The organism is Microbacterium sp. USTB-Y, assembly GCF_023703415.1.
Taxonomy (GTDB): Bacteria; Actinomycetota; Actinomycetes; order Actinomycetales; family Microbacteriaceae; genus Microbacterium.
On record NZ_JAGMTU010000002.1, the window covers coordinates 266,417 to 292,740 of the forward strand.

Below are 26,324 nucleotides of genomic sequence, written 5' to 3' on the forward strand. Positions count from 1 at the left end.
ATTTCCAGGGCGCACCCGTGCCCCGAGTCCTCGCTCACCGCGGTCTGGTGGGCGAGGACTCGTCTGTGTTCGACAACTCCGCCCTGGCGCTCGCCGCCGCGGATGCGGCCGGAGCCGTGTACGTGGAGACCGACTGCCGGGCGACGGCCGACGGCGATGCGGTGCTGTTCCACGACGAGACACTGCAGAGACTGCTCGGGGATCCGCGCCCGGTCGCCGAGGTCACCACGAAGGAGCTCGCCGCGCTCTTCGCCGCGCACGGCGGCCTGCTCACCCTCCGCGAGGCGCTCGAGGCCTTTCCGGGCCTGCGCTTCAACGTGGACGTGAAGGCGCGGGCCGCGGCCGCGGATGTCGGACGCGCTGTGGCCGCCGACGCGCACCGCGTGCTGCTGACCAGCTTCGACGATCGCAACCGTCTCGCGGCACTGGACGCGGTCCGTGCGACGGGTGCCGAGCTGCTCCCGGCCTCCTCGGGAGGTCGCGCCGCGATCACCCGGTTGCGCCTCGCTTCGACGGCAGGGGCGACCCGGTGGTCCCGGCGGATCCTGCGCGGCCTCGACGCGGTGCAGATCCCCGAGAGGTTCGGCGCGCTGCGGGTCTTCACCCCGGGCCTCGTCCGCGCCGTGCACGATGCGGGGGCTGAAGTGCACATCTGGACGATCAACGACCCGGAGCGGATGCGGTCCCTGATCGCCGCCGGCGCCGACGGCATCGTGACGGATCGCGCCGATCTCGCGATCAGGACGCTACGTCCGAGCTGACACGCGGTCCCGCATTCTTGCGTACCCGGTGCCAGGCAGCACGCCCTCCGGGCGCGGGGCTGGGTATCGACTGTGAAAGCGTTCATGGTTTGCTCCCTTCGCATCTTCTGCACAGCCCGGGCCGCTATACCTGAGGGCGACGAGAGGACCACACAATGGCAGATCGCAGCCTTCGAGGAATCCGACTCGGCGCCCAGAGCCTTCAGAGCGAAGAGGGCGTCGTCTTCATGGAACGCCAGCAGACCGCATACACCTGCGACTCCTGCGGCCACGTGACGACCCTGATGTTCGCGGCCGACGCCGAGCCGCCCACGACGTGGGAGTGCCGTGCGTGCGGCGCAGAGGCACGCCTGCAGGTCGACGGCAAGTCCGTCGAGGTCGAGGACAACGGCGACAAGGGCGGCCGCACCCACTGGGACATGCTGCTGGAGCGCCGCACCCGTGCCGAGCTCGAGGAGCTCCTGGAGGAGCGCCTCGCCTTCATCCGCGCCCGCCGCGGCGCGGGTGAGGATCCCACCCGCGAGCGGATCGGCGCCTAAGTCCTGTCCCGCCGCCGGCTCCCGATGCCGGCGACCACGACGACGAGCAGTCCGCCCCAGAGCAGGACCTGTTCGATCCAGGGCCCGAGCACGACACCCGCCGTCGCCCCGGTGCGCAGTTCGACGTCTTCGAGCAGCGCACCGGGGCGATCCTCGTTCAGCGATGCCTGCGTGGATCCGTCGGCGCGGATGACCTGGCTGGTTCCCACCGTCGAGATGTTCACGACCGAGCGACCCGTCTCGACCGCCCGCATGCGGGCGATGGCGAGCTGTTGCAGGTTCTCGACCGTGCCGCGGAAGTCCGCGTTGTTCGTCTGGAACACCAGTACCTGCGCGCCCCCCTGGATGCCCTCGGCGATCAGCTCGTCGTAGATGACGTCGAAGCAGATCGCGAGGCCCACCGGCGTGCTCCCGACGCGCACGACGGGTGCATCGCTGCCCGGCGTGTACTCCCGGCCGATGAGACCGATCAGATCGGGCACGATCGCATTGAAGAACTCGCGGTCGGGCACGTACTCGCCGAACGGCACCGGGTGCCGTTTCGCATGCGTCTGGACATCGTCGCGCGCGAGCGGGGGGTGGGATCCCTGAGGCCACAGGAACGAGGTGTTGTAGAACAGCTCGCCCTTCTGCGTGGCTGCGTTCGCCAGGACGGGGGCGCCCACGCGGGCGGCGACCTCGTCGAGTCCGGCCGCGAGCTCGGGGTACTGGAACGGGTCTCCGTCCAGCCCGCCCTCGGGCCACACCAGCAGGTCCATGCCCTTGCCGTAGAGCGGTGCCGTCGCCTCGGTCTGGGCGTTCAGCACCGACAGCGGCTCACGCTGGTCGAAGTACCCGGTCGGGCCGTTCCCCTGCACGGCGCCGATGCGCATCGAGCCGTTCGCCGTGGTGGGGAACGCCGGCAGCGCCACGAGGACGATCCCGAGGATGACCGGCGCGACGAAGCCGAGCGCACGCGGCCGAGAGCCCGCACGCGCGAGCTCCACGACGAGAGCGACCAGCAGCACCATGAGGAACCCCAGTCCGCTGATGCCGATCCAGCTGCTCACACGAGCAGCGGCCGTGTCGGCGAGGGTGTACGCGATCCGCGCCCAGGGGAAACCGCCGTACGGCCAGTTCCCGACGAAGAGCTCCCGTCCGATCCAGAGCGCGGCCACGGTCACCGCGAGAAGCGCCGTGCGGGCGTACGACGGCAGCGGCAGCCTCGGGATCCAGCGATAGGCCAGCGTGATCGGCACCAGCGCCGCAGCGGTCAGAGCGGCCTCCAGCAGGGCGAGGGCGAGCCATGGGATCGGCCCCAGATACCTCGCGGTCCACGACACCAGGATGAGGAAGAACACCGCACCGTAGACGAGGCCCACCAGCAGCGCCGACCACGCGCGGCGGCCGATGAGCGAGACCAGCAGCAGACCGACGGCGGGGAACGCGGCGAACCAGAGCGAGATCGCGGGGAATGCCAGGGTCAGCAGTCCGCCCGCCGCGGCGGCCGAGATCAGTGCGGCCCAGAGCGGCAGGACAGGCGCGGTGCGGACGGCGCGCAGCGGAACGGAGCGATCGGTCATGCGGGTGCGGTCGCCGGTCACATCGAGGAGTAGGCGACGATGCCGCGGCGCACGCTGTCGAGAGCGGTCCGTGCGGTGCGGGCCGTCTCGGCGTTCGGCGCGACGATGGACAGCTGATCCAGCAGATCGATGGTCTGCTTCGCCCAGCGCACGAAGTCGCCGGCGGCCATGTCGGCGTCCTCCAGCACCGCGTCGAGCGAGCTTCCCCGGGCCCAGGAGTGCATCGCCCCGGCGAGGCCTGCGGAGGGGCGGTCGGATCCGGGCAGCCGGTGCTCATGCTCGAGATCGTCGAGCTCGGCCCACAGCTCCTGCGTGCGCTCCCACGCGATGCGGAATCGTCCGCGCGGCAGATCGCGCGGATCGACGGAGCCGTCGTCGCGCCGCGGCTCGTAGACGAGGGCGCAGGCCATCGCCGCGAGCGACGGCGCGTCCAGGCCGTCCCAGAGGCCTCGCCGCAGCGACTCCGCCACGAGGAGGTCGCGTTCGCCGTAGATCCGCTGCATCGTGCGCCCGGCGTCCGTGAGGGTCAGGGCGTCGCCGCGCCCCTCCACGTATCCCACCTCGGCGAGCACGTCGAGGACACGATCGAACACGCGCGCGACCGTGCCGGTGCGATTCTCGATCTGCCTGCGGATGCGGTCGGTCTCGCGCTTGAGCTTCCAGTAGCGCTCCGCCCAGCGCGCGTGCATCTCGCGGTCCGGGCAGCGGTGGCACGCGTGCCGCTGCATCGCGCGGCGGAGGCCCTCGATCTGCCGCAGACGCTTCTCGCGCACGGCACGCGGCGCCTGCTGGTCGGCGCGGTTCTTCTTCTCCAGATCGCTGAGCTCGCGACGGATGCCGGAGTACTCCGCGAAGTCGCCGCGATCGCAGGTCATGGAAGAGAGGTAACCCGCGAGCGATGTCTCGGCCTCGCGCACGTTGCGGGCGAGCCCCACGACTGCGCGGTCCGCCTGGAACTGGGCGAAGGACGATTCCAGCACCTCGCGGGACCTGTCCCGCCCGAACCGGTCGAGCAGGTTGACCGCCATGTTGTAGGTGGGGCGGAAGCTCGAGTTCAGCGGGTAGGTGCGCCGGGAGGCGAGGGCGGCGACCGCCTGCGGATCCATCCCCTCCGTCCACTGCACGACCGCGTGTCCCTCGACGTCGATCCCCCGCCGGCCCGCGCGACCGGTCAGCTGGGTGTACTCGCCGGAGGTGATCGCGACCCGCGCCTCGCCGTTGAACTTCTCCATGCGCTCCAGCACGACGGTGCGCGCCGGCATGTTGATCCCGAGCGCCAGGGTCTCCGTGGCGAACACGACCTTGAGCAGACGCTGCTGGAAGAGCTCCTCGACGATCTCCTTGAACGCCGGAAGCAGCCCGGCGTGGTGCGCCGCCACTCCCCGCTCGAGGTTGTCGAGCCATTCCCAGTACCCGAGCACCGCGAGGTCCTCGTCGCGCAGCGTGCGCACGCGGTCCTCGACGATGGCACGGATCTCATGCCGCTCCTCCGCGGTCGTCAGCCGCAGGCCGGAACGGCGCACCTGCGTGACGGCGGAGTCGCAGCCCACGCGGCTGAAGATGAAGAAGATGGCGGGGAGGAGGTTGGCGCGATCGAGCAGATCCACGACCTGCGGCCGGTCGAGCCGCTCGATGCGGCGCACGTTCGCCGAGCGCACGGGACGTCTGCCGCCCCGCTGCGGCCGCCGGCCCTGCGCGCCCGCATGGCGCGCGCTCCGGTACTGCTGGGCGTCGCGGTTGCGCTCGTAGTTGGCGCCGCCGAAGGAGCGGATCCGCAGCAGCTCCTGATTGACCTGGGCCGTGGCGATGCCCGCGCGATCGTCGAACAGCGGCAGCAGGTCGTCGCGCACGAGCACGTGCTGCTCCAACGGCACCGGCCGGGTCTCGGAGACGATGACCTCGGTGCCGCCGCGGACCGTGTCGAGCCAGTCTCCGAACTCCTCGGCGTTGGAGACCGTGGCGCTCAGGGCCACGAGTCGCACGCTCCGCGGGAGGTGGATGATGACCTCTTCCCAGACCGCGCCCCGGAACCGGTCGGCGAGGTAGTGCACCTCGTCCATGATCACGTAGCGGAGGTCGTCGAGAGCGCGCGAGTCCGCGTAGATCATGTTGCGCAGCACCTCGGTGGTCATCACCACGATGCGCGCGGAACCGTTGATGTTGACGTCGCCGGTGAGCAGCCCCACCTGATCCGCGCCGTACACGTCGACGAGCTCGCGGAACTTCTGGTTCGACAGCGCCTTCATGGGGGTCGTGTAGAACGCCTTGTCGGACGGCGTCGACATCGCCAGATGGATCGCGAACTCCCCGACGATCGTCTTGCCCGCCCCCGTGGGCGCGGCGACGAGCACGCTGCTGCCGCGCTCCAGCGCATGACAGCCCTCGATCTGGAAGGGATCCAGCTGGAAGCGCTGCATGGCCGCGAAGGCAGCGGTCGCGGGATGGTCCTGAGCGGCGCGGGCGGAGGCGTATCGGTCCGCCGGCGACGTCATACCGTGGACTCCTCGAGGAACTCCTGCTGGCGCTTGTGCTTGCGCCGGTCGAAGAGCAGCGAGAGGCAGGCCGCGGCGAAGTAGAGCACGATCAGGATTCCGGCCAGCATGAGCATGCTGACCACATCCGCCGCCGGGGTCGCGAGCGCCGCGAACAGGCACGCGATGAGGATCGCGATCCGCCAGGCCTTCAGGATCGCCCGTCCCGACATGATCCCGGCGAAGTTCAGCGCCACGAGGAAGACGGGGATGATGAACGAGACGCCGATGACGATCATCAGCTTGAACACGAAGTCGTAGTAGTCCTGCGCGTTGTAGAGGTTCTGGGCGCCCTCGGGCGTGAACCCCGCCATCAGCTCGATGATGTGCGGCATCACGAGCACGCCGACGTAGCACCCGGCGAAGAAGAGCGGCACCGCGGACGCGACGAAACCGATCGTGTAGCGGATCTCCTTCTTCGTCAGACCCGGCATGATGAAGGCCCAGATCTGCCACAGCCAGACCGGCGCGGAGAGGAAGATGCCGATCGAGAACGCCATCCGCATGCGGAGGTCGAACGGCGCCGTCACCGAGGAGAACGTGAACCCGACGAGGTCCTTGCCGCGCTCCTCTGCGACCTGCCGGATGGGGCCGGTCACGAAGTGCAGGATCGGATCCGTGATGAAGAACGCGATCACCATGCCGAGCACGAGTGCGCCGGCGGCGATGACGAGCCGTCGGCGCAACTCGATCAGATGCCCCGCGAGGGGCATGGTGCTATCGCGACGCGGCTTGCGGCCCTTCGTCGCGGGTGACACGTCGGTCACGCCTGTCAGCGCTGAGTACCGGCGTCGTGCGGCGGGGTGACGGCGGTGGTGTCAGCAGAGGCGTTCTGAACGGGCGTCGGCAGCGCGGTGGTCGCCGCCGCCTGCGGCGCGGCGGCTGCGGCGTCGCTGGCCGCGTCCTCGTCCTTCATGGCCTTCATCTCGCCCTTGAAGACACGGGCGGACTGGCCCATGCTCTTCGCGAGCGCAGGAAGCTTCGCCGCGCCGAACAACAGCAGGATGACGGCGAGGATGATGACCAGATGCCATCCGTTGAGTCCGGCGAACATGATGATCTCCCTTGATGGTTCGGGTGTTCCGCACAGTCTACCGTGACTGCGGGGTGGTTTGTTCGGGGTACAGCGCAAGAGCCGCCGTGGCCCATTCCCTGGCCGCGCAGCGTGCGCCGGACGGCTCGAGGATCTCGACCGCGCCGCCGAAGCGGGCCGCCAGTCTCTTGAGGCTGAGGGGGTCGCCGACATGCAGGGTCGCCGTCATCGTATCGCCTTCGACCACCGCGTCGGCGCGACGCAGGTAATCGCGCAGCAGCGGCGCCAGGCGCGCCGGGAAGCGGATCACCGCCTTGTCGCTGTCCCCGTCACCGGCGAACAGCTCGGGAACGGGTTCGTCGCCGTGGGTGATCGGGATGTCGGTGAGACGCGGCTCGCTCACGCGATCGAGATGGAAGGTGCGCATCGCGCGCCGCAGGTGGCACCAGCCCTGCAGATACCACTGCCCGTTCGTGATGAGCACCGTGACCGGGTCGACGGTTCTGGTCGTGGGCGCGGAGTCCGGGGCTCGATAGGTGAACGCGACGGCGACGTGCTCCTTGAGCGCGGTGGCGACGACGGTGCGGACCGCGTCGACCGGTCCCGGCGCGACGATGACCTCGGCCGGAAGACCCGCCGCACCGCGCGAGAGCTTGGCGATGAGTCCCTGCACGACCGCCGAGGAGGCGACACCCGGCACGGCCGATGCCAGCTGGAGCCCCGCGACGAGGGCCGCCGCCTCGCGGGCGGTGAACTTGGGCACCCGGCGCAGCCCCACGTCGTTGGTGATCTCGATGATCCCCTGCTCGTCGAGCAGGTCCCAGTTGATGTCGAAGAGCTCCTGCGGCGCCTGCCAGTAGCCCTCGTCGCCGGGAAGGCCGATGACCGTGAGCTTCTCGACCATCGCCCGCATCTGCGCCTCGGACATGTCGAACTCCGCCGCGGCCTCGGCGAGGGAGACCTCGCCGCGCTCGAGCAGATACGGCACGAGCGTCAGATACGCGCGCACCCGGTCGGAGCTCAGCAACGGCTTGCGCTGTGCCATCACGCGCCGCCCTTCGTGTCGATGTGCGTCGCCGCGGCGGCACGCAGACGAGCGACGACCGCGTCGCGGAGCTCCTCGGGTTCGACCACGCGCACCTCCGGACCGTAGGAGGCGAGCTCGTCCGCCAGGATGTGCAGGTCGACGTAGGGCACCCGGATCCCCTGCACGGCGGGTTCGGCGCGCCGTCCGAGGCGCAGAGCCGCCTCGGTGCCCGGAGTGAGCTCAAGCAGCGCCGAATGCGCCGCGGCGACGGCGCCCAGGCTCGACAGCGCCCGCTCGCCCGCCCCCTCCCGCAGCTCCGCGGGGAACGCGTCCGCGCTGACCGTCACGTCGCCCACGATGCGGGTCAGCAGGAACATCCGATCGCCGTCGGCGTCGATGTCGCGTCCGAACACGTGCCAGCGCGCCTCGTACTCGACGAGGGCGAGCGGCTGCACGCGGCGCCGGCGAGGCGACTCCTCCCCCGGCTTCAGATAGTCGAAGGAGACGGCGACACTGCGCTCGATCGCGCCCTGCAGCGGCGCGAAAGCGGCATCGCGCGCTGTGATGCGCGGCGCGAATCCGATGATGGGCTCATCCACGTCGATGCCCAGCGCGCGGATCTTCCGCACGCCGGCCTGCGCATCGGCGGACAGCGACTCCTCGCTCCAGACGCTCCCGGCCAGACGCAGCACCGCGAGCTCCGCAGGGGTGAACTCGATGTCGACCGGAAGGTCGTATTCCGCCTTCGGAATGCGATAACGGGCCTCGCGGAGATCGTTCGGGTCCGCGTGGTCGCCGAGCGTCTCGATAGGGATGCCGAGGGCGCGCAGCTCGTCCTTGTCGCGCTCGAACATCTTGTCCAGCGCGTCGGCCCTGCCCTCCGAGCGCTGCCGGTAGCCGGAGACCGACGCCAGGATCTGTTGCTTCGTCAGGCCGATCTCCGTCGCCATGAGCGCCACGACGAGGTTCGTCAGGCGCTCCTCCGCGGGGATCCGTGCCGCCATCTACTGCCCCGAGGACAAGGATGCGGAGGTGTCGACGCCGAGGATGTCCACGACGATCGCCTGGGTGCCGTTGCCGTCCGCGCCGGTGCTCTGGTTCGCGTCAGCGGGCGGGATCACCAGGAGCACCTGGGATCCGACGGTCTGGCCCTCCAGCCCGGTCGCCGAGATGGCCACGGACTGCGCGTCCCACGTCGACTTGAGCACCTTCCGGGTGTCCCAGTCGACGCTCGTCAACTGCACCCGCAGGACGTCGTCCTTGGTCACCTTCGCACCGGTGCCGCGGATGAGGGTCTGCGTGACCTGCTTGGCGGGCTTCTTCGCGTCGGGGATGATGATGCCGGGGCGCCCGTCGGGCGCGCGAACGACCGTCGGAAGCCCGAGCGCGTCATTGTACACCAGCGATCCCTCGGCGTGCGGGAGGAACACCTTCTGCACATCGACCACCGCGACCGCTCCGCCCTCGGCGACCGTGCCCGCGGGGAAGCCGACCAGCAGGCGGGAGCCTGCGGTCGCGCAGCCCAGCGCATCGCCGATCGTCTTGAGCTGACCGTCCCACGTGTTGACGTCGGCGACCTGGGTCGAGCCGTCGAAGCTGGTGCTGCCGAGAGACTGCCCCGTCTTCGCGTCGTACAGGGCGACGTCGATGACGATCGGCTGGTTCTTCTCCGTGATCGCGGATCCGGTTCCGGTGATCAGATCGTCGACGCTCGACTTCTGCACCTTCGTCGGCGTCGCGAAGCTCGCCTCGGGGGCCTTTCCGAACTCCCCCTTCACCGTCACGGAGTTGGTGAGCACGGACGAGGTCGCCTTCGACGAGCAGGCCTGCCCCGCGAACGAGGGTCCGGCGGAGCAGCCGGCCAGCGCGAGGGCGGCGAGGCCGAGGGTGATCAGAGCAGCGACAGTCTTACGCACGCGCTCCAGTCTATGCGGACGGATCCCCGTCCTCGGCCTCTTCCGCACCCGCGTCGCCCGCGGCGGCGAGACGGGCGCCTCCGGCGGCCCGCTGGGCCTCGCGGACGCGCTTGCGGAGGTTCTTGTCGGTGATCTCGCGGTCACCCACGGCACCCGGGGTCCACAGCTCCACGTCCTCGTCGCCGTAGCTGGGCTTCTTCGCCGCGCGGCGCTTCACATCGGGCGGGATCGCCCCCGGAGCGAGCCGTCGCGCGGTGATCAGGAAACCCGTGTGCGCCACCATCCGATGGTCCGGACGCACGGCGAGTCCCTCGACGTGCCAGCCCCGCACCATGGTCTCCGACGCCTCGGGCTCGGTGAACAGGCCCGTCCCGCGGACGTACTCCGCGACCCGGGAGAGCTGCGTGGCCGTCGCGACGTAGCAGAGCACGACGCCGCCGGGCGCCAGAGCCTCGGCGACGGCGTCGATGCACTCCCACGGCGCGAGCATGTCCAGCACCACCCGATCGACCGTGCCGGACGCGAACTCGCCGGGAAGCTGCTCCTGCAGGTCGCCCACGACGATCCGCCAGGACTCGGGGAGCTCACCGAGGAACGTCTCCACGTTGGCGCTCGCGACCTCGGCGAAGTCGTCCCTCCGCTCGAAGGAGACCAGGCGGCCGCTCGGGCCGATGGCACGCAGCAGCGACAGGGACAGCGCGCCGGATCCGACGCCCGCCTCGACCACCGTCGCACCGGGGAAGACATCGGCCTGGGTCACGATCTGCGCCGCATCCTTCGGATACACGATGGCGGCACCGCGCGGCATCGACATGACGAAGTCGCGCAGCAGCGGACGCAGGGCCAGATACTCGTTGCCCGAGCTGTTCTCCACCACGGACCCGTCGGGCAGCCCGATGAGATCACGGTGACGCAGCACCCCGTGGTGCGTGTGCAGCTCGCCGTCCTCGCGCAGGGTGATGGTGTGCATCCGCCCCTTGGGACCCGTCAGCTGAACCCGGTCGCCCTCGCGGAACGGGCCGCTCGGCCGCTGCGCGGTCACAGCGATGCCTCCGTTCGGATGGAGCGCGCTCGCGCGAACTCCGCGGCGACGTCGTCGACGCCGCGACCCGAGAGCGTCTTCCAGAGGGCATCGGCGCCGAGACCGTCCAGCTCCACGATGTGCGGGACGCCGATCGCCACGGCGCGCGCGGAGAGGGCCGACTGCAGTCCGGTGGGCGAGTCCTCCAGCGCGACGGCATCCGCGATGTCGATGCCGAGCGCATCCGCCGCCTGCAGATACGGATCCGGGAAGGGCTTGGGCCGCTCGACGTCGTCGCCGCCCACGATCACGTCGAAGGCGTCGAAGCCGATGAGCGAGACGATGTCCTCGGCCATCCGGCGCAGGGACATGGTGACGAGCGCCGTGGGGACGCCCGCCGCACGGAGCTCGCGCAGCAGCTCCCTCGCGCCGGGCCGGAACGGCACGCCGTCCTGCTGCAGACGCACGCGCACGCGCTCGGTGAGCTCGTCCACGATCTCCTGGGCGCCCATCTTCACCCCGGCGCCCTGGAGGATGATCGCGCTGTCGATCAGACCGTTGCCGACGAGCTGGAGCGCCTGCTCGTGGGACCAGGTGCCGCCGAACGACTCGATGAGGTCGGTCTCCGCGTCCATCCAGTACGGCTCGGTGTCGACAAGGGTTCCGTCCATGTCCCAGAGGACCGCGCGAGGATGCTGATTCACTCCCCCATCGTACCGGCGTGCCGCCTCGCGCCCGGCTGCGGGACTAGCCTGGACGGAACACGCGGCACCGGCCGCCGCAGGAAGGAGCACCGTGCAGGTACTCGGATCCCGGATCCTCGTCGCCGCCTTCGACGGCTGGAACGACGCGGGCGAGGCCGCGTCGGCAGCGGCCGAGCAGATCGACGACGGCACGTTCGATCTCGTGCACGCCGTGGACCCCGAGCTGTACTTCGACTACCAGTGGGCTCGCCCGACGCTCGAGCGCGACCAGGACGGCAATCGCAGCCTGCGCTGGCCGTCGGCCCGGATGCAGCGTCCGACCGGCACCGCCGGCGATGGCGAGCCGCGCCTCTGGCTGCTCACCGGAACCGAGCCCGCCCGCGCCTGGCAGGCGTTCAGCGCCGAGTTCATCGACGCGGCGCTGAGCGAGGACATCACGGGCTTCGTCACCCTCGGCGCGATGCTCTCCGACGTGCCGCACACGCGCCCGATCTCGATCTTCGCCTCGAGCGAGAACGCCGAGGTGCGTGACGCGCTCGGCATCGAGCGCTCGACCTACGAGGGCCCGATCGGCATCCTCTCCGCGCTCGACCATGCGGCGGAACAGGCCGGCATTCCTGCGCTCTCGCTGTGGGCCAACGTCCCGCACTACGTGCAGACCGGCAGCGCCTCGCCCAAGGCCACGCTCGCGCTGCTGGACCGGCTGCACGAGGTGACCGGAGTGGACGTGCCCCGGGGCACGCTCGCCACCGAGGCGGCCATGTGGGAGGCCACGATCGACGCGGCCGCAGCCGAGGACGAGGAGATGGCCGCCTACATCGCGCAGCTCGAGGCCAAGCGCGACACCTGGGATTCACCGGATGCGTCCGGCGAGGCCATCGCGCAGGCCTTCGAGCGATTCTTCCGCCGCAACGGCGAGGGCCCGGGCGAGCACAAGCGCTGAGCCCGTTCTCCGAGAGTCGTCGGCCGCCGGGCCCCGTCGAAGCGCCTGCGCCCCCTCACGGCCGAGGCGCGCTCAGGGCTTGATCACGCCCATCGCGAGCAGGATGATGAGCACGATGCCGAGCAGGATCCGGTACACGACGAACGGCAGGAAGCTGCGCTGCGAGATCCAGCGCATGAAGAACGCGATGACGCCGAGTCCCACGACGAACGCGATCCCCGTCGCCGCGAGCGTCTCCCCCGCCGAGAACACGCTCGGCTCGCCGATGCTCTTCACCGCCTGGTAGATCCCGGATCCGAACACCGCGGGGATCGCGAGCAGGAACGCGTAACGGGCGGCCGCCTCGCGCTCGTATCCGAGCAGGAGTCCGGCGGTGATCGTGCCGCCGGAACGGGAGACGCCCGGGATCAGGGCCAACGACTGCGCGAGCCCGTAGATGACGCCGTGCCCCAGCGTCAGATCTTTGAGGGTGCGCCGGCGGGCGCCGATCGCGTCCGCGACGCCGAGCAGCACGCCGAACACGATGAGCATGATCGCGACGATCCACAGCGAGCGGAACACCGTCTCGATCTGGTCCTTGAACGCGAGCCCGAGGACGACGATCGGGATGCTGCCGATGATGATCAGCCAGCCCATCCGCGCGTCCGGGTCGTTGCGCGGGATGCGACCGAGCAGCGCCGCCCACCAGCGGCTCACGATGCGGACGATGTCGCGCCAGAAGAACACGACGACGGCCGCCTCCGTGCCGATCTGCGTGATGGCCGTGAAGGCCGCCCCGGGGTCCTGCGCGCTCGGCAGGAACGCGCCCACGATGCGCAGGTGGGCGCTGGACGAGATCGGCAGGAACTCGGTGAGTCCCTGCACGATCCCCAGGAAGATGGCTTCGAGAAGATGCATGGGTCGCTTTCGCGTCGTCCGCGGGGTTCGCGCGGTGCGGTCAGTAGGTGCGCAGAAGGTCGGTCAGCACGCGCTGCCCGAAGACCAGCGCGTCGATCGGGACCCGCTCGTCGACCCCGTGGAACATCCCGGTGAAGTCGAGGTCGGCGGGCAGCCTCAGCGGCGCGAAGCCGTAGCCCGTGATGCCGAGGAAGGCGAGCGCCTTGTTGTCGGTGCCCGCACCGAGCAGGTACGGGATCACGGGCACGCCAGGATCGTGCCGCTCCAGGGCCGCCACCATCGCGTCGACGAGGTCGCCGGCGAACGGCGTCTCCATCCCGATGTCCTGCACGACCATCTCGAGCTCGATGTCCTCGCCGACGAGGGCGCGGAGCTGATCGAGCACCTCGTCCTCCATCCCCGGGATCACGCGCACGTCGATGAGCGCCTCCGCGCGCTCCGGGATGACGTTGTGCTTGTAGCCGGCCTGCAGCACGGTCGGATTCGTCGTGGTGCGCAGAGTCGAGCGCAGGAACGCCTCGGCAGGACCCGCCGTCGCGGCCAGGGCATCCGGGTCATCGACCGGAAGACCGGAGAGCGCGCTCATCCGATCGAGGAAGTCGCGGGTCGTGGCGGTCAGATGGATGGGCCACGGGGTGCGTCCGATGGCCGCGACCGCCTCGGCGAGCTTGGTCACGGCGTTGTCCGGGTGGAAGCGGCTGCCGTGCCCGGCCCGCCCCTTCGCGACCAGGCGGATCCACAGCAGCGCCTTCTCCCCCACCTGCAGCAGGTAGGCGCGCCGATCGCCGACGGGGATCGAGTACCCGCCGACCTCGCTGATCGCCTCGGTCGCCCCGGCGAACCACTCCGGACGGTTCTGCACGACCAGGGCCGACCCCTCCACGCCCCCGTTCTCCTCGTCCGCGAAGAACACCAGGATCAGGTCGCGTTCCGGCTGTTCCCCCGCTCGCAGGATCTCGGCGATCGACGTGAGGATCATCGCGTTCATGTTCTTCATGTCCACGGCACCGCGGCCCCAGAGCATGCCGTCCTGGATGAGCCCGGCGAACGGATCCACGCTCCAGTCGCCCGCCATCGCGGGCACCACATCCAGATGACCGTGCACGACGAGCGCGGGCTTGCTCGCATCGCGGCCCGGCACCCGCGCCATGACGTTCGTGCGACGCGGGATCGGCTCGTAGTACTCCGGCTCCAGTCCGAGCGACTCCAGATAGGCGCCGACGTACTCGGCCGCCTCGCGTTCGCCCTTCGCGTCGCCGCCGCCGAAGTTGGAGGTGTCGAAGCGGATGAGGTCGGCGGCGATCCGCGCGACCTCAGGGATCTCGGCATCCGGCTGGGGCATGGGACAAGGCTATCGAACCCGCTCGACGCGCCCGACGTGCATCCTGGTTCGAGGGCGCCTGCGGAACGTGATAGTGTCATTCCTCGGTTGGGAACAGCCGAAAACACCAGCGCGGGTGGCGGAATAGGTAGACGCGCTAGCTTGAGGTGCTAGTGCCCGAATAGGGCGTGGGGGTTCAAGTCCCCCCTCGCGCACGCTGGCATGAAGGCCCCGGATCGGAAGATCCGGGGCCTTCATCGTGTCCGCGTCGGCACCGCTCCGAGTCCCTGCGCGGGGGTCAGACCGGCGCCTCATCGGCGTCGGGCCCGTCCGGAGCGATGACCCCGATGCCCTCGGCCCGATGGCTCGGCTCCGGCTCGCCGTCATCGCCGCTGTGCGGAGCCTTCGGCTCCTCCCCGGGATCCTTCTCCGTGCTCGGCTCCCGCAGCTCCTCCGTCGTCGGCTCGTCCGGCCGTTCCGTCGGCTCGTCCCGCTCCTCGCCGTTCTCCCTGTCGCTCATCACCGCACCTCCTGTCGTGGTCCGGCCAGCCTGGACCCCCTGCCACGGAGGAGCTAGGGGGTTGACAGCGGCCCGTCGCAGGCGGCTCAGCCGGCGCTGACGCCGAACAGCAGTCCGAGGACGTAGGTGACCGCGGCGGCCCCGAAGCCGATGGCCAGCTGCCGCAGGCCCCGGCGCAGCGGAGGACCACCGGAGAGCACTCCGACCGTGGCTCCGGTGCTCAGCAGAGCGATGCCGACGAGGGCGAGCGCCACGAGCACGGCCGGCGTGCCCTGCATGCCGAAGATCCACGGGAGCACCGGCACGATCGCGCCGGAGGCGAACAGCAGGAAGCTCGAGATCGCCGCCGGCCACGCGTTGCCGATGATCTCGTGCTCGTCCCCGCCGTCGTCGACCACCCGGAGCGGACCCGTCGCGCGCTGCGCCATGCCGGCCTTCGCCGCGCTCACGACCCGGCGGGCGCGCTCCAGCGACTCCTCCGTGTCCATGCCGCGGGCTCGGTAGACCAGGGCCAGCTCGTTCTCGTCCAGGTCCAGGTCGCTCGCGGTCGCCGCCCCGTGCCCGTTCTCCTCGGTGGCCTCCAGCAGCTCGCGCTGGGAGCGCACCGAGACGAACTCCCCCGCGCCCATCGACAGCGCGCCGGCGAGCAGTCCCGCGAATCCGCTGAACAGGACGAAGCCGCTGCTCGCCCCGGTGGCGCCGATGCCGAGCACGAGCGCGAGGTTGCTCACGAGTCCGTCGTTCGCGCCGAACACGGCGGCGCGGAACGATCCGGACAGCTGGCGGCGACCCCGCGCCGCGAGGCCGCGGACCACTTCGAAGTGCACCTTCTCGTCGGCGCGCATGGCGGGCGTCGCGTAGGCCTCGGAGTCGTACGGCGATCGCGCTTCCGCACTCTGCGCGAGCGCCAGCACGAAGATGGATCCGAACCGGCCCGCCATCCAGCCCAGCACCCTCGTGCGCAGACCCGGCCGAGGCAGCCGTGCCGGCTCTCCGCCGAGCAACTGGAGCCAGTGCGCCTCGTGGCGTCCCTCCGCGGCCGCGAGCTCGAGCAGGATCTCCCGCTCCTCCCCGTCGCGCCGTGCGGCGAGCTGCTGGTAGACGTGCGCCTCGGCGCGCTCGTCGACGAGGTACCGCGCCCAGCGGCGGCGGTCGGCCGCGGTGGGTTCGGCGGGCACGGGAGCGGGGGTGTTCATCAGCGTCCTTCGTGTTCGGAGCAACCGTTCCACGCTATCCATCCGTGGTGCTCCGCCCCCTGCTGAGACGCGGATTGACAGCATTTCGGGGATCCGAACCGGCCGGTCCCGGGCGCGTCACGCGGACCGGATCCGGGCGCTGCCGCGCGCGGTGCTCAGGAGCGGACGCGACGCCGGAGCAGGTCGATGCGCGACTGCAGCTGGGTGACGGTCGCCTGCGCGACCGCTGGTCCTCCGCACAGCCGGCGCAGCTCGGCATGGACGGATCCGTGCGGCTCCCCGGTCTGCCGCGCGTAGACGCCGACGAGGCTGTTCAGCAGCTGCCGCTGCTCGCGCAGGGTGCGGTGCAGGGGCTCGGGCAGCGTCGTCGTCGCTGTCGGAGCCTGCGCCTCCCGCGCCTCGCGCAGCCGTGACTGGCGCGACTGCCGCTGCATGAGCAGCTCGTGCACGTGCTCCGGCTCGAGCAGACCCGGGATCCCGATGAACTCCTCCTCCTCGGGAGTGCCAGGCTCGGCGAGCTGGCCGAACTCCTTGCCGTCGAAGACGACCCGGTCGAAGTGCGCGAGCGAGGAGATCGCCTGATAGCTGAACTCCTGGGTGAGCGCGTCCGACGCATCATCCTCGCGGTTCGCACTCTCCAGCAGCGAGTCATCGAGGCCGTCCTCGTCCTTCGACTGCCGGTCGAGCGCGTGGTCGCGCTGCTTCTCGAGCTCGTTGGCGAGCTTCATCAGCACCGGGACGTTCGGCACGAAAACGCTCGCGGCCTCGCCCCGGCGACGCGCGCGCACGAACCGGCCGATGGCCTGCGCGAAGAACAGCGGGGTCGACGACGACGTGGCGTAGACCCCGACCGCGAGCCGCGGCACGTCGACGCCCTCGGACACCATGCGCACGGCGACCATCCAGCGATCATCGGACGCGCTGAACTTCTCGATGCGCTCGGATGCGGTGGCGTCGTCGGAGAGCACGACCGTGGGCCGCTGGCCCGTGAGCGAGTGCAGGATCTTCGCGTAGGCCCGAGCCACCGTCTGATCGGTCGCGAGCACGAGCCCGCCGGCATCGGGCACGTGGTGGCGGATCTCGGTGAGGCGGCGGTCGGCGGCCGACAGCACCGCGGGCATCCACTCCCCCTCGGGGTCGAGCGCGGTGCGCCACGCCTGCGAGGTGACGTCCTTCGTGTTGTCCTGCCCCAGGTGCGCCTCGAGCTCGTCTCCGGCGCTCGTCCGCCAGCGCATCTTGCCCGCGTACATGTGGAAGAGCACCGGGCGGACCACGCCGTCCTGGAGGGCCCGGCCGTAGCCGTAGGCGTAGTCGGTGCTCGAGATCCGAGCCCCCGATTCGTCGGGCAGATACTCCACGAACGGGATCGGCGCGGTGTCGCTGCGGAACGGGGTTCCGCTGAGGAGCAGCCGCCGTCTCGCCGACCCGTAGGCGTCGCGGATCGCGTCGCCCCAGCTGAGCGCATCGCCGCCGTGGTGCACCTCGTCCAGGATGACGAGTGTGCGCGCCCCCTCCGTGAGGTGCTTGTGCACCGAGGACTTCGCCGCCACCTGCGCGTAGGTCACGACGACGCCGTGGTACTGCCGGGACGGCGCCCAGTGGCTGTTGCGGAACCGGGGATCCAGACGGATGTGCACGCGGGCCGCCGCATCCGCCCACTGGGTCTTCAGATGCTCGGTCGGGGCGACCACGATCACCCGGTCGACCTCGTTCGTGCGCAGCAGCTCGACCGCGAGGGTCAGCGCGAAAGTCGTCTTCCCGGCGCCCGGGGTGGCGGCGACCAGGAAGTCGCGGCGGTCGGGGATCCGGAAGTACTCCTCCAGGGCCTCCCGCTGCCACGCCCGCAGCCGATCGGCGGTTCCCCAAGGGGCGCGCTGAGGGAAGGACGGGGAGAGCATGGGATTCCACGATAGACGAGGCCGTCGACATTCCCGTCCACGCCCCTCGGTGCGGTCACAGCGTCCGCACTGGATCGGCACAGCCGATCCAGTGCGCGTCGCAGTAGCGTCCCCTGCGGCCCTCCCGCCCGGAGCGCCCTCCCGGAGGACACCCATGAGACGACCCATCGCCGCGCGCCCGGTCGCGCAGCACGGCCGCGCGACCGGTCCGCGCATCTGGACCCGGATCCTGCGCGCGATCGGGATCGGCGTCGCCGTCGTCGTGGTCAGCACGGCCGGCGTCGCGGCCTACATCGTCTCGGATCTCACGGCCGCAGTCGCGCACAACAGCGTGCAGCTGGAGGGCGGCCCGACGGCCGCGCCCGACATCGGCGCATACAAGAGCGGCTTCAACCTGCTCGTCGTCGGCATCGACGCCTGCGAGGCGAAGTACGCGGACCTGTTCCCCGGACGCTGCGACGGCCCCGACGCGTCGAGCGTCAACAACGACGTCACGGTGCTCATGCACGTGTCTGACTCCCCCCGGCGCATCACGGTGATCAGCTTCCCGCGCGACCTGGTGATGCCGATCCCCTCGTGCACGGCGAAGGACGGCACCGCCGTGTCGGCGCAGAGCGGCGCGCAGATCAACACGACCTACGACGAGGGCGGCCTGTCCTGCGTCGCCAAGACGGTGACGCAGCTCTCCGGCCTGAACGTCGACTTCGCCGCCGCCGTGAACTTCGGCACCGTGATCGACATCACCAACGCCATCGGCGGCGTGCCGGTCTGCCTCGCCACGCCGATGAACGACGCGTACACGGGACTGAACCTCAGCGCCGGCGAGCACACCATCCAGGGGCTCCAGGCACTGCAGTTCCTGCGCACCCGGCACGGCCTGGTCTCGGGCAGCGATCTCGCGCGCATCGGCAACCAGCAGCAGTATCTGGCCAGCCTCGCCCGCACGCTGTCCAGCGGCAAGGTGCTCTCGAACGTGCCGGAGGTGCTGAACATCGCGAACATCGCGCTGAGCAACATCGAGGCCAGCACGACGCTCACCAATCCGATGACGATCGTCCAGCTCGCGCTCGCCGTCAAGGATGTGCCGCCCTCGGACATCACGTTCATCCAGTACCCGACGCTCACGGATCCCGACAACCCGAACCGTGTCATCGAGGACGACGCCTCGGCCCAGACGCTCTGGGCCGCGATCGCCGCGAACCAGCCGGTGCAGATCACCCACCAGAACACCGTGAACGACGGCGTCACCGTGGAGCCGGCCGCGCCGAGTGCGACCCCCGCCCCCAGCGGGGCCGCCTCCCCCGCCCCGTCCGCCACCCCGGCGCCCAGCGCGGTTCCGCTGTCCGGCAACGTGCGCGGCAGCACGGCGGCGCAGCAGACGTGCTCGAACGGCGACACCAGCCAGTGACGCCGCGACGCGGGTAGTCTCTGATCCGGTGCCGCGCCGAACGCACGGCTCCCAGGAGGAGGATCATGTCCGGCCACGAACCGCGCACCCCGTACATCCCGAACGACACGCCGCACCCGTGGCACCGCTACGTGGCCCTCGGCGACTCGTTCACCGAGGGCATCGGGGACCCAGAGCCGAGCGCTCCCGGCGGACACCGGGGATGGGCGGACCGCGTCGCCGAGGTGCTCGACGCGCAGAGCGACGACTTCGCCTACGCGAACCTCGCGGTCCGGGGCAAGCTCATCGCGCAGATCTCCGACGAGCAGGTCGCTCCCGCGATCGCGCTGAACCCGGATCTGATCACGCTGTGCGCGGGCGGCAACGACGTCATCCGCCCCGGCACCGATCCCGATGAGATCGCGGCGCAGCTCGACGACATGGTCACCCGCCTCGCCCGCACCGGCGCCGCGATCGTGCTCTTCACCGGCATCGACACGAACTTCACCCCCGTGTTCCGGCCGTTCCGCGGCAAGGTCGCGATCTACAACGAGAACGTGCGCGCCGTGGCGGATCGGCACGACTGCATCGTCGCCGACCAGTGGGGGCTGAAGACGATCCAGGATCCGCGCTTCTTCGCCGACGACCGCCTGCACATGAATCCCCTCGGCCACCACGAGGTCGCCCGGATGGTGCTGCGCGCGCTGAACGTGCCGAATGACCTGCAGGACATGGTCGCCGATCCATTCCCGAACCGCACCTGGCGCGAAGCCCGCAACGAGGACCTGGTGTGGGCGCGCACGCACCTGGTGCCGTGGGTGCTGCGCAGACTGCGGCACCAGTCGTCCGGCGATTCGATCGAGGCCAAGCGCCCCGAACCGGCGCCGGTGCTGCTGCCGCACGAGGACTGAGCGCTCGCCGCGGGCGGTCAGTCCTCCGACGCCGGCGGGTGCCGCAGCGCCCAGAGCGCGACGGCGGCGGTCGAGGCGACGTTGAGCGAGTCCACTCCGCCCGACATCGGGATCGTCACGATCGCATCGGCCGCCGCGAGTGCCGCGTCGGTCAGCCCCGGCCCCTCCGACCCGAAGGCGAGGGCGACCCGCTCCGGCCGCGCGGCCGCATAGGCCTCCAACGACACCGCGTCGTCGCTCAGCGCGAGTGCGGCGAGCTGGATGCGTTCGGCACGGAGCAGCGGGGCGAGCTCGCCCCAGCCGCGGAATCGCGTCCACGGCACCTGGAAGACCGCCCCGGTGCTGACCTTGACACTGCGGCGGTACAGCGGGTCCGCGCACCGTGCGGAGACGAGCACCGCATCGGCGTCGAGGGCCGCCGCGGCGCGGAACGCGGATCCGACGTTCGCATGCTCCACGAGGTCCTCCAGCACGACCACCGTGCGCGCCCCGCGCAGGACCGTCGCGGCTTCCGGCAGCGCCGGGCGGTGCATCGCCGCGAGAGCACCGCGATGCACGGGGAACCCGGCGACCGCCTCGACCACATCGTCCGGGCAGACGTACACCGGGGTGTCGGCGCCGCCGACGACGTCGCGGATGCCGCCCAGCCAGCGCTCCTGGGTGAGGACCGACCTCGGGCGGTGCCCGGCCCGGACCGCCCGCTCGATCACCTTGAGCGACTCGGCGATGTACAGGCCGCCCTCGGCGTCGCTGCGCAGCCGCAGCGCGGTGTCGGTCAGTCCGCGGTAGTCGTCGAGGCGGGGATCGGCGGGGTCGTCCAGGCGGATCTCGTGCACGGATCCACTCTCCCAGGTCGGGAGCCGACGTGCGTCGACGAGCCCCACGGTCCCCGGCCGACTCCCTGCGGAGCGCCCGTAGACTCGGGCGGGGAGGTTCCGTGAACAGCAGCATGCCGTCGTTGCACGCGCAGCTCGAGCCTGTCGCCGACCTGCTCGCCGACCGCCGCATCGCGTTCCTCACGGGCGCGGGCCTGTCCACCGATTCGGGGATCCCCGCCTATCGAGGCGCGGGATCCGCCCCCCGACGCGCACCGATGACCGTGCAGACGTTCCTCGGTTCGGAGCAGGCCCAGCGCCGCTACTGGCTGGGCGGGCACCTCGGCTGGCGCTCCTTCGGCACCGCCGAGGCGAACCCCGGCCATCGTGCGATCGCGGCGCTCGAGCGCGCCGGGCGCTCGGCAGGGGTGATCACGCAGAACGTGGACGGGCTGCACCTCGCCGCGGGATCCGCGCGCGTCGTCGAGCTCCACGGCACCATGCGCACCGTGCTCTGCCTGCAGTGCGGTCAGAGCTTCTCCCGGGACGCCGTCGCCGCGCAGATCGAACGGCGAAACCCCTGGCTCGATGTTCCCGATGAGGTGCTCCTCGGCCCGGACGGCGACGTGCGCCCCGAGAGCACCGACGGCTTCGCGCTGCCGGTGTGCACCGTGTGCGACGGAGCGCTCAAGCCCGACGTGGTGTTCTTCGGCGAGTTCATCCCCGGAGAGCGGTTCGCGACCGCCGAGGCGCTGCTGCGCTCCGGAGATGCGCTGGTCGTGGCCGGCTCCTCCCTCGTGGTGAACTCCGGCATCCGCATCATCGAGCGGGCGCGACGCCGCGCGCTCCCCATCGTCATCGTCAACCTCGAGCCCACCCGCGCCGACGCCTGGGCCTCCGCCACCATCGCGGCGTCCACCACCGTCGTCCTCCCCGCCCTCCAGGAGCTGCTCACGTGACCCTCATCACCCTCATCCGCCACGGCCAGACCGACTGGAACCTCGAAGGCCGGATCCAGGGAGCAACCGACATCCCGTTGAACGACACCGGTCGCGCCCAGGCACGGGCGGCCGCCGTGCGACTCGCAGGGACCCGCTTCGACCACGTGTACACCAGCCCGCTCGTGCGGGCGCGGGAGACGGCCGAGATCATCGCGGGCGAACTCGGCCTGCCCGCACCGCTGATCGCCGTCGGGATGCGCGAGCACGAGTTCGGGGCCGCCGAGGGTCTGCTCTGGGACCAGTACCGGGACCGGTTCCGAGCGGACAGCGGGAACGTGCCCGGCGCGGAGACCACGGCGGAGCTCACAGACCGCGCGCTGGCATCGCTCGAGCGGATCGCGCTCGCCGCCCGTCGCCGCTCCGCGCCGCGCACCGAATCCGTGCTCGTGGCGACGCACGGCGGGGTGATCCGCGCCCTCCTCGAGCACGCATCGGGCGGGACCCTCCCCGCTCCCGGGGAACGTCTCGGCAACGGGTCGCTGCACCGCTTCGCGATCGACGGCGGCGGCATCCGCCTGATCGACGCCGTCGCGGTCTGAGCGGCGCCCGCGCACCGCCGGGCGCCGGCCAGGACCGGAACGCATCCGGGCGTAGGATCGAAGAGCCGCCGATCCCGAGGAGAGCCGTGAATTCCGCCGCTGCACCCACCTGGCGGACCTGGCTCATCTGGATCGTCGGCGTCGCGGCCTACGTGCTGTCGATCACGAACCGCACCTCGCTGTCCGCCGTCGGAGTGGATGCCGCACACCTGTTCCAGGCGGACGCCTCCACGCTCTCCCTCTTCGCGGTCCTCCAGCTCGCGGTGTACGGCCTCATGCAGATCCCGGTCGGGCTGCTGCTGGACCGCTTCGGATCCCGGCCGATCATGGTCGCGGGGATGCTGCTGATGTCCGTCGGCCAGCTCGTCATGGCGTTCGCCCCCAACGTGGGCGTCGCGATCGTCGCGCGCATGATCCTCGGCGCCGGCGACGCCGCGATCTTCCCTGGCGTTCTCCGCCTCGTCGCGATCTGGTTCCCCGCCCAGCGCGGACCGCTGATGGCGCAGTTGACGGGGATCGTCGGCCAGCTCGGTCAGCTCGTCGCCCTCATCCCGCTGCCCCTGCTGCTGCACTCGACCACCTGGTCGGTCGCCTTCGGCAGCCTGGCGGGTCTCGGCGTGCTGTTCACCGTGCTCGTGTTCGCGCTGATCCGCAACCGTCCGCCCGAGTTCACCGAGGACGTCTCGGTCAACACGGACACCGGGGCGATCCGCGTCGTGACGTCCCAGGCCGATCTTCGGGTCTCCCTGCGCGAGGCCCTCGCCCACCCCGGCACCCGCCTCGGCTTCTGGACGCACTTCACGACGCCCTTCGCCGGCACCGCCTTCATGATGCTGTGGGGCATCCCGTTCCTCACCAGCGGCGAGGGCCTCTCGATCGGGACCGCGTCCCTGGTGACGACGGTCTACGTCCTGTTCGGGATCCTGTTCGGGCCCGTCCTGGGCACGCTGTCGGCGCGCCACCCGACGAGTCGCTCCCTCATGCTCGTGCTGCCGACCATCGGGATCCAGGTGATCGTCTGGCTCGCCGTGATCCTCTGGCCGGGACCGGCCCCGCTCTGGCTGCTGATCGTGCTCGCGATCGCCCTCGCCTCGGGAGGGCCCGCGTCCATGGTCGCGTTCGACCACGCCCGCACCCACAATCCCCAGCATCGGCTGAGCACCGCCACCGGCGTCGTGAACGGCGGCGGCTTCCTCGCAGCGCTCGTGGCGATCTTCCTCATCGGCCTGGCACTCGATCTGCAGGGCGCGGGAACGCCCGCCACCTACACGCTCGACGCGTTCCGCTGGGCCTTCCTCACCCAGGTGCCGCTGTGGCTCATCGGCACGGCATTCATCGTACGGGAACGACGGCTGACCCGGCGCGTGCTGGGCCTGGGCCGCCGCCCCCGTCAGGACTGAACGCCGAGGGTCCGCTCAGCCGAGCAGCATCGCCCGCCCCGGCTCCTGCAGCACGTCGGCCACGGCCTTCAGGAACTGCGCGCCCTCCGCTCCGTCGACGATGCGGTGGTCGAACGACAGGCTGAGCGTCATCACGTCGCGCAGCGCGATCTCGCCGCGATGCTCCCACGGCAGGCGGCGCACCGCTCCGAGGGCGAGGATCCCGGTCTGGCCCGGGGGCAGGATCGGGGTGCCCGCGTCGATGCCGAAGACGCCGATGTTGGTCAGCGAGAACGTGCCGCCGAGGAGGTCCGCCGGCGGGGTCTTCCCGCTGCGTGCCGTGCGCGTCAGCTCGGCGATCGCCCCTGCGAGCTCTCCCAGCGCCATGCTCTCGGCATCGCGGATGATCGGCACGATCAGTCCCCGCTCGGTGGCCGCGGCGATGCCGAGGTCGACGAAGTGCTGCTGCACGATCTCGCCCGCCTCGCCGTCCCAGCGCGAGTTCAGCCCCGGGTGGCGGCCGAGCGCCAGGCAGACGGCCTTCGCGACTACGGTGAGGACGCCGATGCGCGGGGCGTCCGGGGCCGCGGACGCCCGCAACGAGGCGATGAGCTCGCTCGTGGCGGTGACGTCGACGGTGTGGAACGTCGTCACGTGCGGCGCCGTGAACGCGCTCTGCACCATCGCCTCGGCCGTGTGCTTGCGGACGCCGCGGATCGGGATGCGCGTGGTGGCGCGCTGCCCCGCCGCACGGCGGTCCGGTGCACGCTCCGTCGTCGCGGCCGGGGCAGCCCCCGCCTCGGCAATGGTCCCGTCGACGCGGCGGCCGAGCCGCTCCCGGTAGGCGTCGACGTCGTGGCGCGTGATGACCCGATCGCCGAGCTCGGCGGCGACGAGCACCAGATCCACGCCCAGTCCCTTGGCATACGCGCGCACCGGGGGCGTCGACCGGGGTCGCTCGCCGCGCACCGGCGGCGCCGGGAGCACGTCGATCGCATCGTGCGGGGCCGCGACGCGCACCTCGGCGTCGGTCGCGACGACCGTCCCTGCGCCGGCGACGGCACGGCGCGCCCTGCGCTGCGGACGCCCGCTCGACGGCGCGGCGCCGTAGCCGACCAGGTTCGGCCCCGAGCCTTCCTCGACCGCCGACGGTGACGTCGGCGCCGGTTCGTCGGCACCCTCGATCTCGAAGCCCACCAGGGGCGCGCCCACGGCGACGACGTCGCCGGCTCCCGCGTGGAGCGCCGTGATCACGCCCGCGTGCGGCGACGGCAGCTCGACGATCGCCTTGGCGGTCTCGACCTCCGCGAGCGTCTGGTTCAGCGTCACCGTGTCGCCCTCGGCGACGAGCCACTGCACGATCTCGGCCTCGGTGAGGCCCTCGCCGAGATCCGGGAGGAGGAACTCCTGCTTCATCGCTCCGCCCCCTCCAGCAGCTGCTCGTCGTCGCAGACGCGGTCGACCGCATCCAGGATCCTGTCGAGGTCGGGGAGGTGGAACTTCTCCAGCTTCGCGGGCGGATAGGGGATGTCGTGGCCGGTGACGCGCAGCGGCGCCGCCTCCAGCCAGGTGAAGCACTTCTCGGTGATGCTCGCGATGACCTCCGCCGCCACGCCCGCCTCACGGGCGGCCTCGTGCACGACGACGACACGCCCCGTGCGGCGCACCGAGGCGCACACGGTGCCGTAGTCCACCGGGGAGAGCGAGCGCAGGTCGATGACCTCCAGCGACCTGCCCTCCGCCTCGGCCGCCTCGGCGGCGTCGAGCGCGGTGCGCACCATCGCCCCGTACGTCACGACCGTGACATCCGTGCCCTCGCGCACCACCCGGGCCAGCCCCATCGGCGCGGCGTCGGCGAGCGGGGTGTCCAGATCGACCTCGCCCTTGGCGTGGTAGAGCCGCTTCGGCTCGAAGAAGATCACGGGGTCGTCGCTCGCGATGGCCTGACGCAGGCAGGTGTACGCGTCCTGCGGATCGGAGACCGCCACCACGCGCAGCCCGGCGGTGTGCACGAAGTAGGCCTCCGGCGACTCCGAGTGATGCTCGGCGGCTCCGATGCCCCCGCCCCACGGGATCCGGATCGTGATCGGCATCGGCACCGTTCCCTGGGTGCGGTAGTGCAGCTTGGCCACCTGCGAGACGATCTGATCGAACGCGGGGTAGACGAAGCCGTCGAACTGGATCTCCACGACCGGGCGGTAGCCGCGCATCGCGAGGCCCACCGCCGTGCCGACGATGCCTGACTCCGCGAGCGGGGTGTCGATGACCCGCTCCGGCCCGAAGCGGTCGAGCAGTCCGTCGGTGATGCGGAACACGCCGCCGAGCTTGCCGATGTCCTCGCCGAGCAGCACGACCTTCGGGTCGTCGGCCAGGGACTGCGCCAGGGCGGCGCCGAGCGCCTTGCCCATGGTCATCTGCGTCAT

Annotated in this window: 25 protein-coding genes and 1 tRNA gene; 9 read left to right on the forward strand and 17 right to left on the reverse strand. The window is 71.0% G+C overall.

Features of this window, described 5'->3' with window-relative positions:
* Positions 1 to 47 precede the first annotated feature (47 nt).
* Together J8G10_RS04920 and J8G10_RS04925 are read left to right on the forward strand one after the other, a co-directional pair.
* Positions 48 to 761 carry a glycerophosphodiester phosphodiesterase family protein gene (locus J8G10_RS04920; RefSeq protein ID WP_308220681.1) on the forward strand — a complete coding sequence of 238 codons (714 nt, stop codon included), beginning with the start codon at positions 48 to 50 and terminating at the stop codon, positions 759 to 761.
* 155 nt (positions 762 to 916) lie between these two features.
* A complete protein-coding gene (locus tag J8G10_RS04925; RefSeq protein WP_251439945.1) occupies positions 917 to 1,300 on the forward strand; it encodes an RNA polymerase-binding protein RbpA in 384 nt (127 codons plus the stop codon).
* On the opposite strand, the gene lnt is transcribed toward J8G10_RS04925, so the two are convergent.
* From lnt to J8G10_RS04970, 9 genes are read right to left on the reverse strand one after another with little or no spacing between them, the layout of a single operon-like run.
* Positions 1,297 to 2,862: an apolipoprotein N-acyltransferase gene (lnt, locus tag J8G10_RS04930; protein WP_251439950.1), complete on the reverse strand. Its 1,566-nt coding sequence runs from the start codon at positions 2,860 to 2,862 to the stop codon at positions 1,297 to 1,299. The two genes, J8G10_RS04925 and lnt, sit on opposite strands and share 4 nt — an antisense overlap.
* A 17-nt stretch (positions 2,863 to 2,879) precedes the next feature.
* The gene (locus J8G10_RS04935) at positions 2,880 to 5,354 is read right to left on the reverse strand and encodes an RNA helicase (RefSeq protein ID WP_251439966.1); all 2,475 of its coding nucleotides are present in this window, start codon (positions 5,352 to 5,354) and stop codon (positions 2,880 to 2,882) included.
* Positions 5,351 to 6,106: a twin-arginine translocase subunit TatC gene (tatC, locus tag J8G10_RS04940; RefSeq protein ID WP_251442352.1), complete on the reverse strand. Its 756-nt coding sequence runs from the start codon at positions 6,104 to 6,106 to the stop codon at positions 5,351 to 5,353. The genes J8G10_RS04935 and tatC overlap by 4 nt, the downstream gene beginning before the upstream one ends.
* A 59-nt stretch (positions 6,107 to 6,165) precedes the next feature.
* Positions 6,166 to 6,447 (reverse strand): Sec-independent protein translocase subunit TatA, encoded by a 282-nt coding sequence (tatA, locus tag J8G10_RS04945; protein ID WP_251439969.1) that lies wholly within the window; start codon positions 6,445 to 6,447, stop codon positions 6,166 to 6,168.
* 37 nt (positions 6,448 to 6,484) lie between these two features.
* Positions 6,485 to 7,471: a YafY family protein gene (locus J8G10_RS04950; RefSeq protein ID WP_251439972.1), complete on the reverse strand. Its 987-nt coding sequence runs from the start codon at positions 7,469 to 7,471 to the stop codon at positions 6,485 to 6,487.
* Complete coding sequence (locus J8G10_RS04955) at positions 7,471 to 8,457, reverse strand: YafY family protein (RefSeq protein ID WP_251439989.1); 987 nt, start codon at positions 8,455 to 8,457, stop codon at positions 7,471 to 7,473. The genes J8G10_RS04950 and J8G10_RS04955 overlap by 1 nt, the downstream gene beginning before the upstream one ends.
* Positions 8,458 to 9,369 carry an FKBP-type peptidyl-prolyl cis-trans isomerase gene (locus tag J8G10_RS04960; protein WP_251439992.1) on the reverse strand — a complete coding sequence of 304 codons (912 nt, stop codon included), beginning with the start codon at positions 9,367 to 9,369 and terminating at the stop codon, positions 8,458 to 8,460.
* A 10-nt stretch (positions 9,370 to 9,379) separates the two neighbouring features.
* Positions 9,380 to 10,417, reverse strand: a complete 1,038-nt coding sequence (locus J8G10_RS04965; RefSeq protein WP_374208764.1) for a tRNA (adenine-N1)-methyltransferase — start codon at positions 10,415 to 10,417, stop codon at positions 9,380 to 9,382.
* Positions 10,408 to 11,094: an HAD family phosphatase gene (locus tag J8G10_RS04970; protein ID WP_308220672.1), complete on the reverse strand. Its 687-nt coding sequence runs from the start codon at positions 11,092 to 11,094 to the stop codon at positions 10,408 to 10,410. Before J8G10_RS04970 ends, J8G10_RS04965 begins: the two co-directional genes overlap by 10 nt.
* A gap of 91 nt (positions 11,095 to 11,185) precedes the next feature.
* Here J8G10_RS04970 and J8G10_RS04975 point away from each other — a divergent pair, with 91 nt between their 5' ends.
* Positions 11,186 to 12,037 carry a PAC2 family protein gene (locus J8G10_RS04975; protein WP_251439997.1) on the forward strand — a complete coding sequence of 284 codons (852 nt, stop codon included), beginning with the start codon at positions 11,186 to 11,188 and terminating at the stop codon, positions 12,035 to 12,037.
* 72 nt (positions 12,038 to 12,109) lie between these two features.
* Here the strand turns inward: J8G10_RS04975 and J8G10_RS04980 are convergent, their stop codons facing one another.
* Together J8G10_RS04980 and J8G10_RS04985 are read right to left on the reverse strand one after the other, a co-directional pair.
* Positions 12,110 to 12,934 carry an undecaprenyl-diphosphate phosphatase gene (locus J8G10_RS04980; RefSeq protein ID WP_251439999.1) on the reverse strand — a complete coding sequence of 275 codons (825 nt, stop codon included), beginning with the start codon at positions 12,932 to 12,934 and terminating at the stop codon, positions 12,110 to 12,112.
* Between the two features lie 40 nt (positions 12,935 to 12,974).
* On the reverse strand, positions 12,975 to 14,276 hold the full coding sequence (locus J8G10_RS04985; protein WP_251440006.1) for a M20/M25/M40 family metallo-hydrolase: 1,302 nt from the start codon (positions 14,274 to 14,276) through the stop codon (positions 12,975 to 12,977).
* A gap of 109 nt (positions 14,277 to 14,385) precedes the next feature.
* Here J8G10_RS04985 and J8G10_RS04990 point away from each other — a divergent pair.
* Positions 14,386 to 14,470, forward strand: a tRNA-Leu gene (locus J8G10_RS04990).
* A gap of 83 nt (positions 14,471 to 14,553) precedes the next feature.
* Here the strand turns inward: J8G10_RS04990 and J8G10_RS04995 are convergent.
* The 3 genes from J8G10_RS04995 to J8G10_RS05005 all read right to left on the reverse strand — a co-directional run bounded on the left by J8G10_RS04995 (position 14,554) and on the right by J8G10_RS05005 (position 17,869).
* A complete protein-coding gene (locus J8G10_RS04995; RefSeq protein WP_251440019.1) occupies positions 14,554 to 14,775 on the reverse strand; it encodes a hypothetical protein in 222 nt (73 codons plus the stop codon).
* A gap of 86 nt (positions 14,776 to 14,861) precedes the next feature.
* On the reverse strand, positions 14,862 to 15,971 hold the full coding sequence (locus tag J8G10_RS05000; protein WP_251440024.1) for a VIT1/CCC1 transporter family protein: 1,110 nt from the start codon (positions 15,969 to 15,971) through the stop codon (positions 14,862 to 14,864).
* Between the two features lie 155 nt (positions 15,972 to 16,126).
* Positions 16,127 to 17,869: a DEAD/DEAH box helicase gene (locus J8G10_RS05005; RefSeq protein WP_251440026.1), complete on the reverse strand. Its 1,743-nt coding sequence runs from the start codon at positions 17,867 to 17,869 to the stop codon at positions 16,127 to 16,129.
* A gap of 154 nt (positions 17,870 to 18,023) precedes the next feature.
* Between J8G10_RS05005 and J8G10_RS05010 the strand changes: the two genes are divergently transcribed.
* Both J8G10_RS05010 and J8G10_RS05015 read left to right on the forward strand, forming a co-directional pair.
* Positions 18,024 to 19,277, forward strand: a complete 1,254-nt coding sequence (locus J8G10_RS05010) for an LCP family protein (protein ID WP_251440029.1) — start codon at positions 18,024 to 18,026, stop codon at positions 19,275 to 19,277.
* 65 nt (positions 19,278 to 19,342) lie between these two features.
* Complete coding sequence (locus tag J8G10_RS05015) at positions 19,343 to 20,167, forward strand: SGNH/GDSL hydrolase family protein (protein WP_251440032.1); 825 nt, start codon at positions 19,343 to 19,345, stop codon at positions 20,165 to 20,167.
* A gap of 17 nt (positions 20,168 to 20,184) precedes the next feature.
* Here the strand turns inward: J8G10_RS05015 and J8G10_RS05020 are convergent, their stop codons facing one another.
* Positions 20,185 to 21,003 (reverse strand): RNA methyltransferase, encoded by an 819-nt coding sequence (locus J8G10_RS05020; protein WP_251440047.1) that lies wholly within the window; start codon positions 21,001 to 21,003, stop codon positions 20,185 to 20,187.
* Positions 21,004 to 21,116: 113 nt separating this feature from the next.
* Here J8G10_RS05020 and J8G10_RS05025 point away from each other — a divergent pair, with 113 nt between their 5' ends.
* From J8G10_RS05025 to J8G10_RS05035, 3 genes are all read left to right on the forward strand, one after another.
* Positions 21,117 to 21,941, forward strand: a complete 825-nt coding sequence (locus J8G10_RS05025; RefSeq protein ID WP_251442356.1) for a Sir2 family NAD-dependent protein deacetylase — start codon at positions 21,117 to 21,119, stop codon at positions 21,939 to 21,941.
* On the forward strand, positions 21,938 to 22,522 hold the full coding sequence (locus J8G10_RS05030; RefSeq protein ID WP_251440051.1) for a histidine phosphatase family protein: 585 nt from the start codon (positions 21,938 to 21,940) through the stop codon (positions 22,520 to 22,522). The genes J8G10_RS05025 and J8G10_RS05030 overlap by 4 nt, the downstream gene beginning before the upstream one ends.
* Positions 22,523 to 22,608: 86 nt before the next feature.
* Positions 22,609 to 23,922 (forward strand): nitrate/nitrite transporter, encoded by a 1,314-nt coding sequence (locus tag J8G10_RS05035; RefSeq protein ID WP_251440053.1) that lies wholly within the window; start codon positions 22,609 to 22,611, stop codon positions 23,920 to 23,922.
* A 15-nt stretch (positions 23,923 to 23,937) separates the two neighbouring features.
* Here J8G10_RS05035 and J8G10_RS05040 read toward each other — a convergent pair whose 3' ends face one another.
* Both J8G10_RS05040 and J8G10_RS05045 read right to left on the reverse strand, forming a co-directional pair.
* Positions 23,938 to 25,317 carry a dihydrolipoamide acetyltransferase family protein gene (locus J8G10_RS05040; protein WP_251440056.1) on the reverse strand — a complete coding sequence of 460 codons (1,380 nt, stop codon included), beginning with the start codon at positions 25,315 to 25,317 and terminating at the stop codon, positions 23,938 to 23,940.
* Complete coding sequence (locus J8G10_RS05045) at positions 25,314 to 26,324, reverse strand: alpha-ketoacid dehydrogenase subunit beta (RefSeq protein ID WP_251440059.1); 1,011 nt, start codon at positions 26,322 to 26,324, stop codon at positions 25,314 to 25,316. The genes J8G10_RS05040 and J8G10_RS05045 overlap by 4 nt, the downstream gene beginning before the upstream one ends.

Excerpts from the sequence above, each read along its gene's own strand:
- lnt (WP_251439950.1), bottom strand. The coding sequence starts at position 2,862 with ATGACCGATCGCTCCGTTCCGCTGCGCGCCGTCCGCACCGCGCCTGTC.
- J8G10_RS05000 (WP_251440024.1), bottom strand. The coding sequence starts at position 15,971 with ATGAACACCCCCGCTCCCGTGCCCGCCGAACCCACCGCGGCCGACCGC.
- J8G10_RS04985 (WP_251440006.1), bottom strand. The coding sequence starts at position 14,276 with ATGCCCCAGCCGGATGCCGAGATCCCTGAGGTCGCGCGGATCGCCGCC.
- J8G10_RS05015 (WP_251440032.1), top strand. The coding sequence starts at position 19,343 with ATGTCCGGCCACGAACCGCGCACCCCGTACATCCCGAACGACACGCCG.
- J8G10_RS05040 (WP_251440056.1), bottom strand. The coding sequence starts at position 25,317 with ATGAAGCAGGAGTTCCTCCTCCCGGATCTCGGCGAGGGCCTCACCGAG.
- J8G10_RS04950 (WP_251439972.1), bottom strand. The coding sequence starts at position 7,471 with ATGGCACAGCGCAAGCCGTTGCTGAGCTCCGACCGGGTGCGCGCGTAT.
- J8G10_RS04925 (WP_251439945.1), top strand. The coding sequence starts at position 917 with ATGGCAGATCGCAGCCTTCGAGGAATCCGACTCGGCGCCCAGAGCCTT.
- tatC (WP_251442352.1), bottom strand. The coding sequence starts at position 6,106 with ATGCCCCTCGCGGGGCATCTGATCGAGTTGCGCCGACGGCTCGTCATC.
- J8G10_RS04980 (WP_251439999.1), bottom strand. The coding sequence starts at position 12,934 with ATGCATCTTCTCGAAGCCATCTTCCTGGGGATCGTGCAGGGACTCACC.
- tatA (WP_251439969.1), bottom strand. The coding sequence starts at position 6,447 with ATGTTCGCCGGACTCAACGGATGGCATCTGGTCATCATCCTCGCCGTC.
- J8G10_RS05010 (WP_251440029.1), top strand. The coding sequence starts at position 18,024 with ATGAGACGACCCATCGCCGCGCGCCCGGTCGCGCAGCACGGCCGCGCG.
- J8G10_RS04935 (WP_251439966.1), bottom strand. The coding sequence starts at position 5,354 with ATGACGTCGCCGGCGGACCGATACGCCTCCGCCCGCGCCGCTCAGGAC.
- J8G10_RS04955 (WP_251439989.1), bottom strand. The coding sequence starts at position 8,457 with ATGGCGGCACGGATCCCCGCGGAGGAGCGCCTGACGAACCTCGTCGTG.
- J8G10_RS05025 (WP_251442356.1), top strand. The coding sequence starts at position 21,117 with ATGCCGTCGTTGCACGCGCAGCTCGAGCCTGTCGCCGACCTGCTCGCC.
- J8G10_RS04995 (WP_251440019.1), bottom strand. The coding sequence starts at position 14,775 with ATGAGCGACAGGGAGAACGGCGAGGAGCGGGACGAGCCGACGGAACGG.
- J8G10_RS05045 (WP_251440059.1), bottom strand. The coding sequence starts at position 26,324 with ATGACGCAGATGACCATGGGCAAGGCGCTCGGCGCCGCCCTGGCGCAG.
- J8G10_RS05005 (WP_251440026.1), bottom strand. The coding sequence starts at position 17,869 with ATGCTCTCCCCGTCCTTCCCTCAGCGCGCCCCTTGGGGAACCGCCGAT.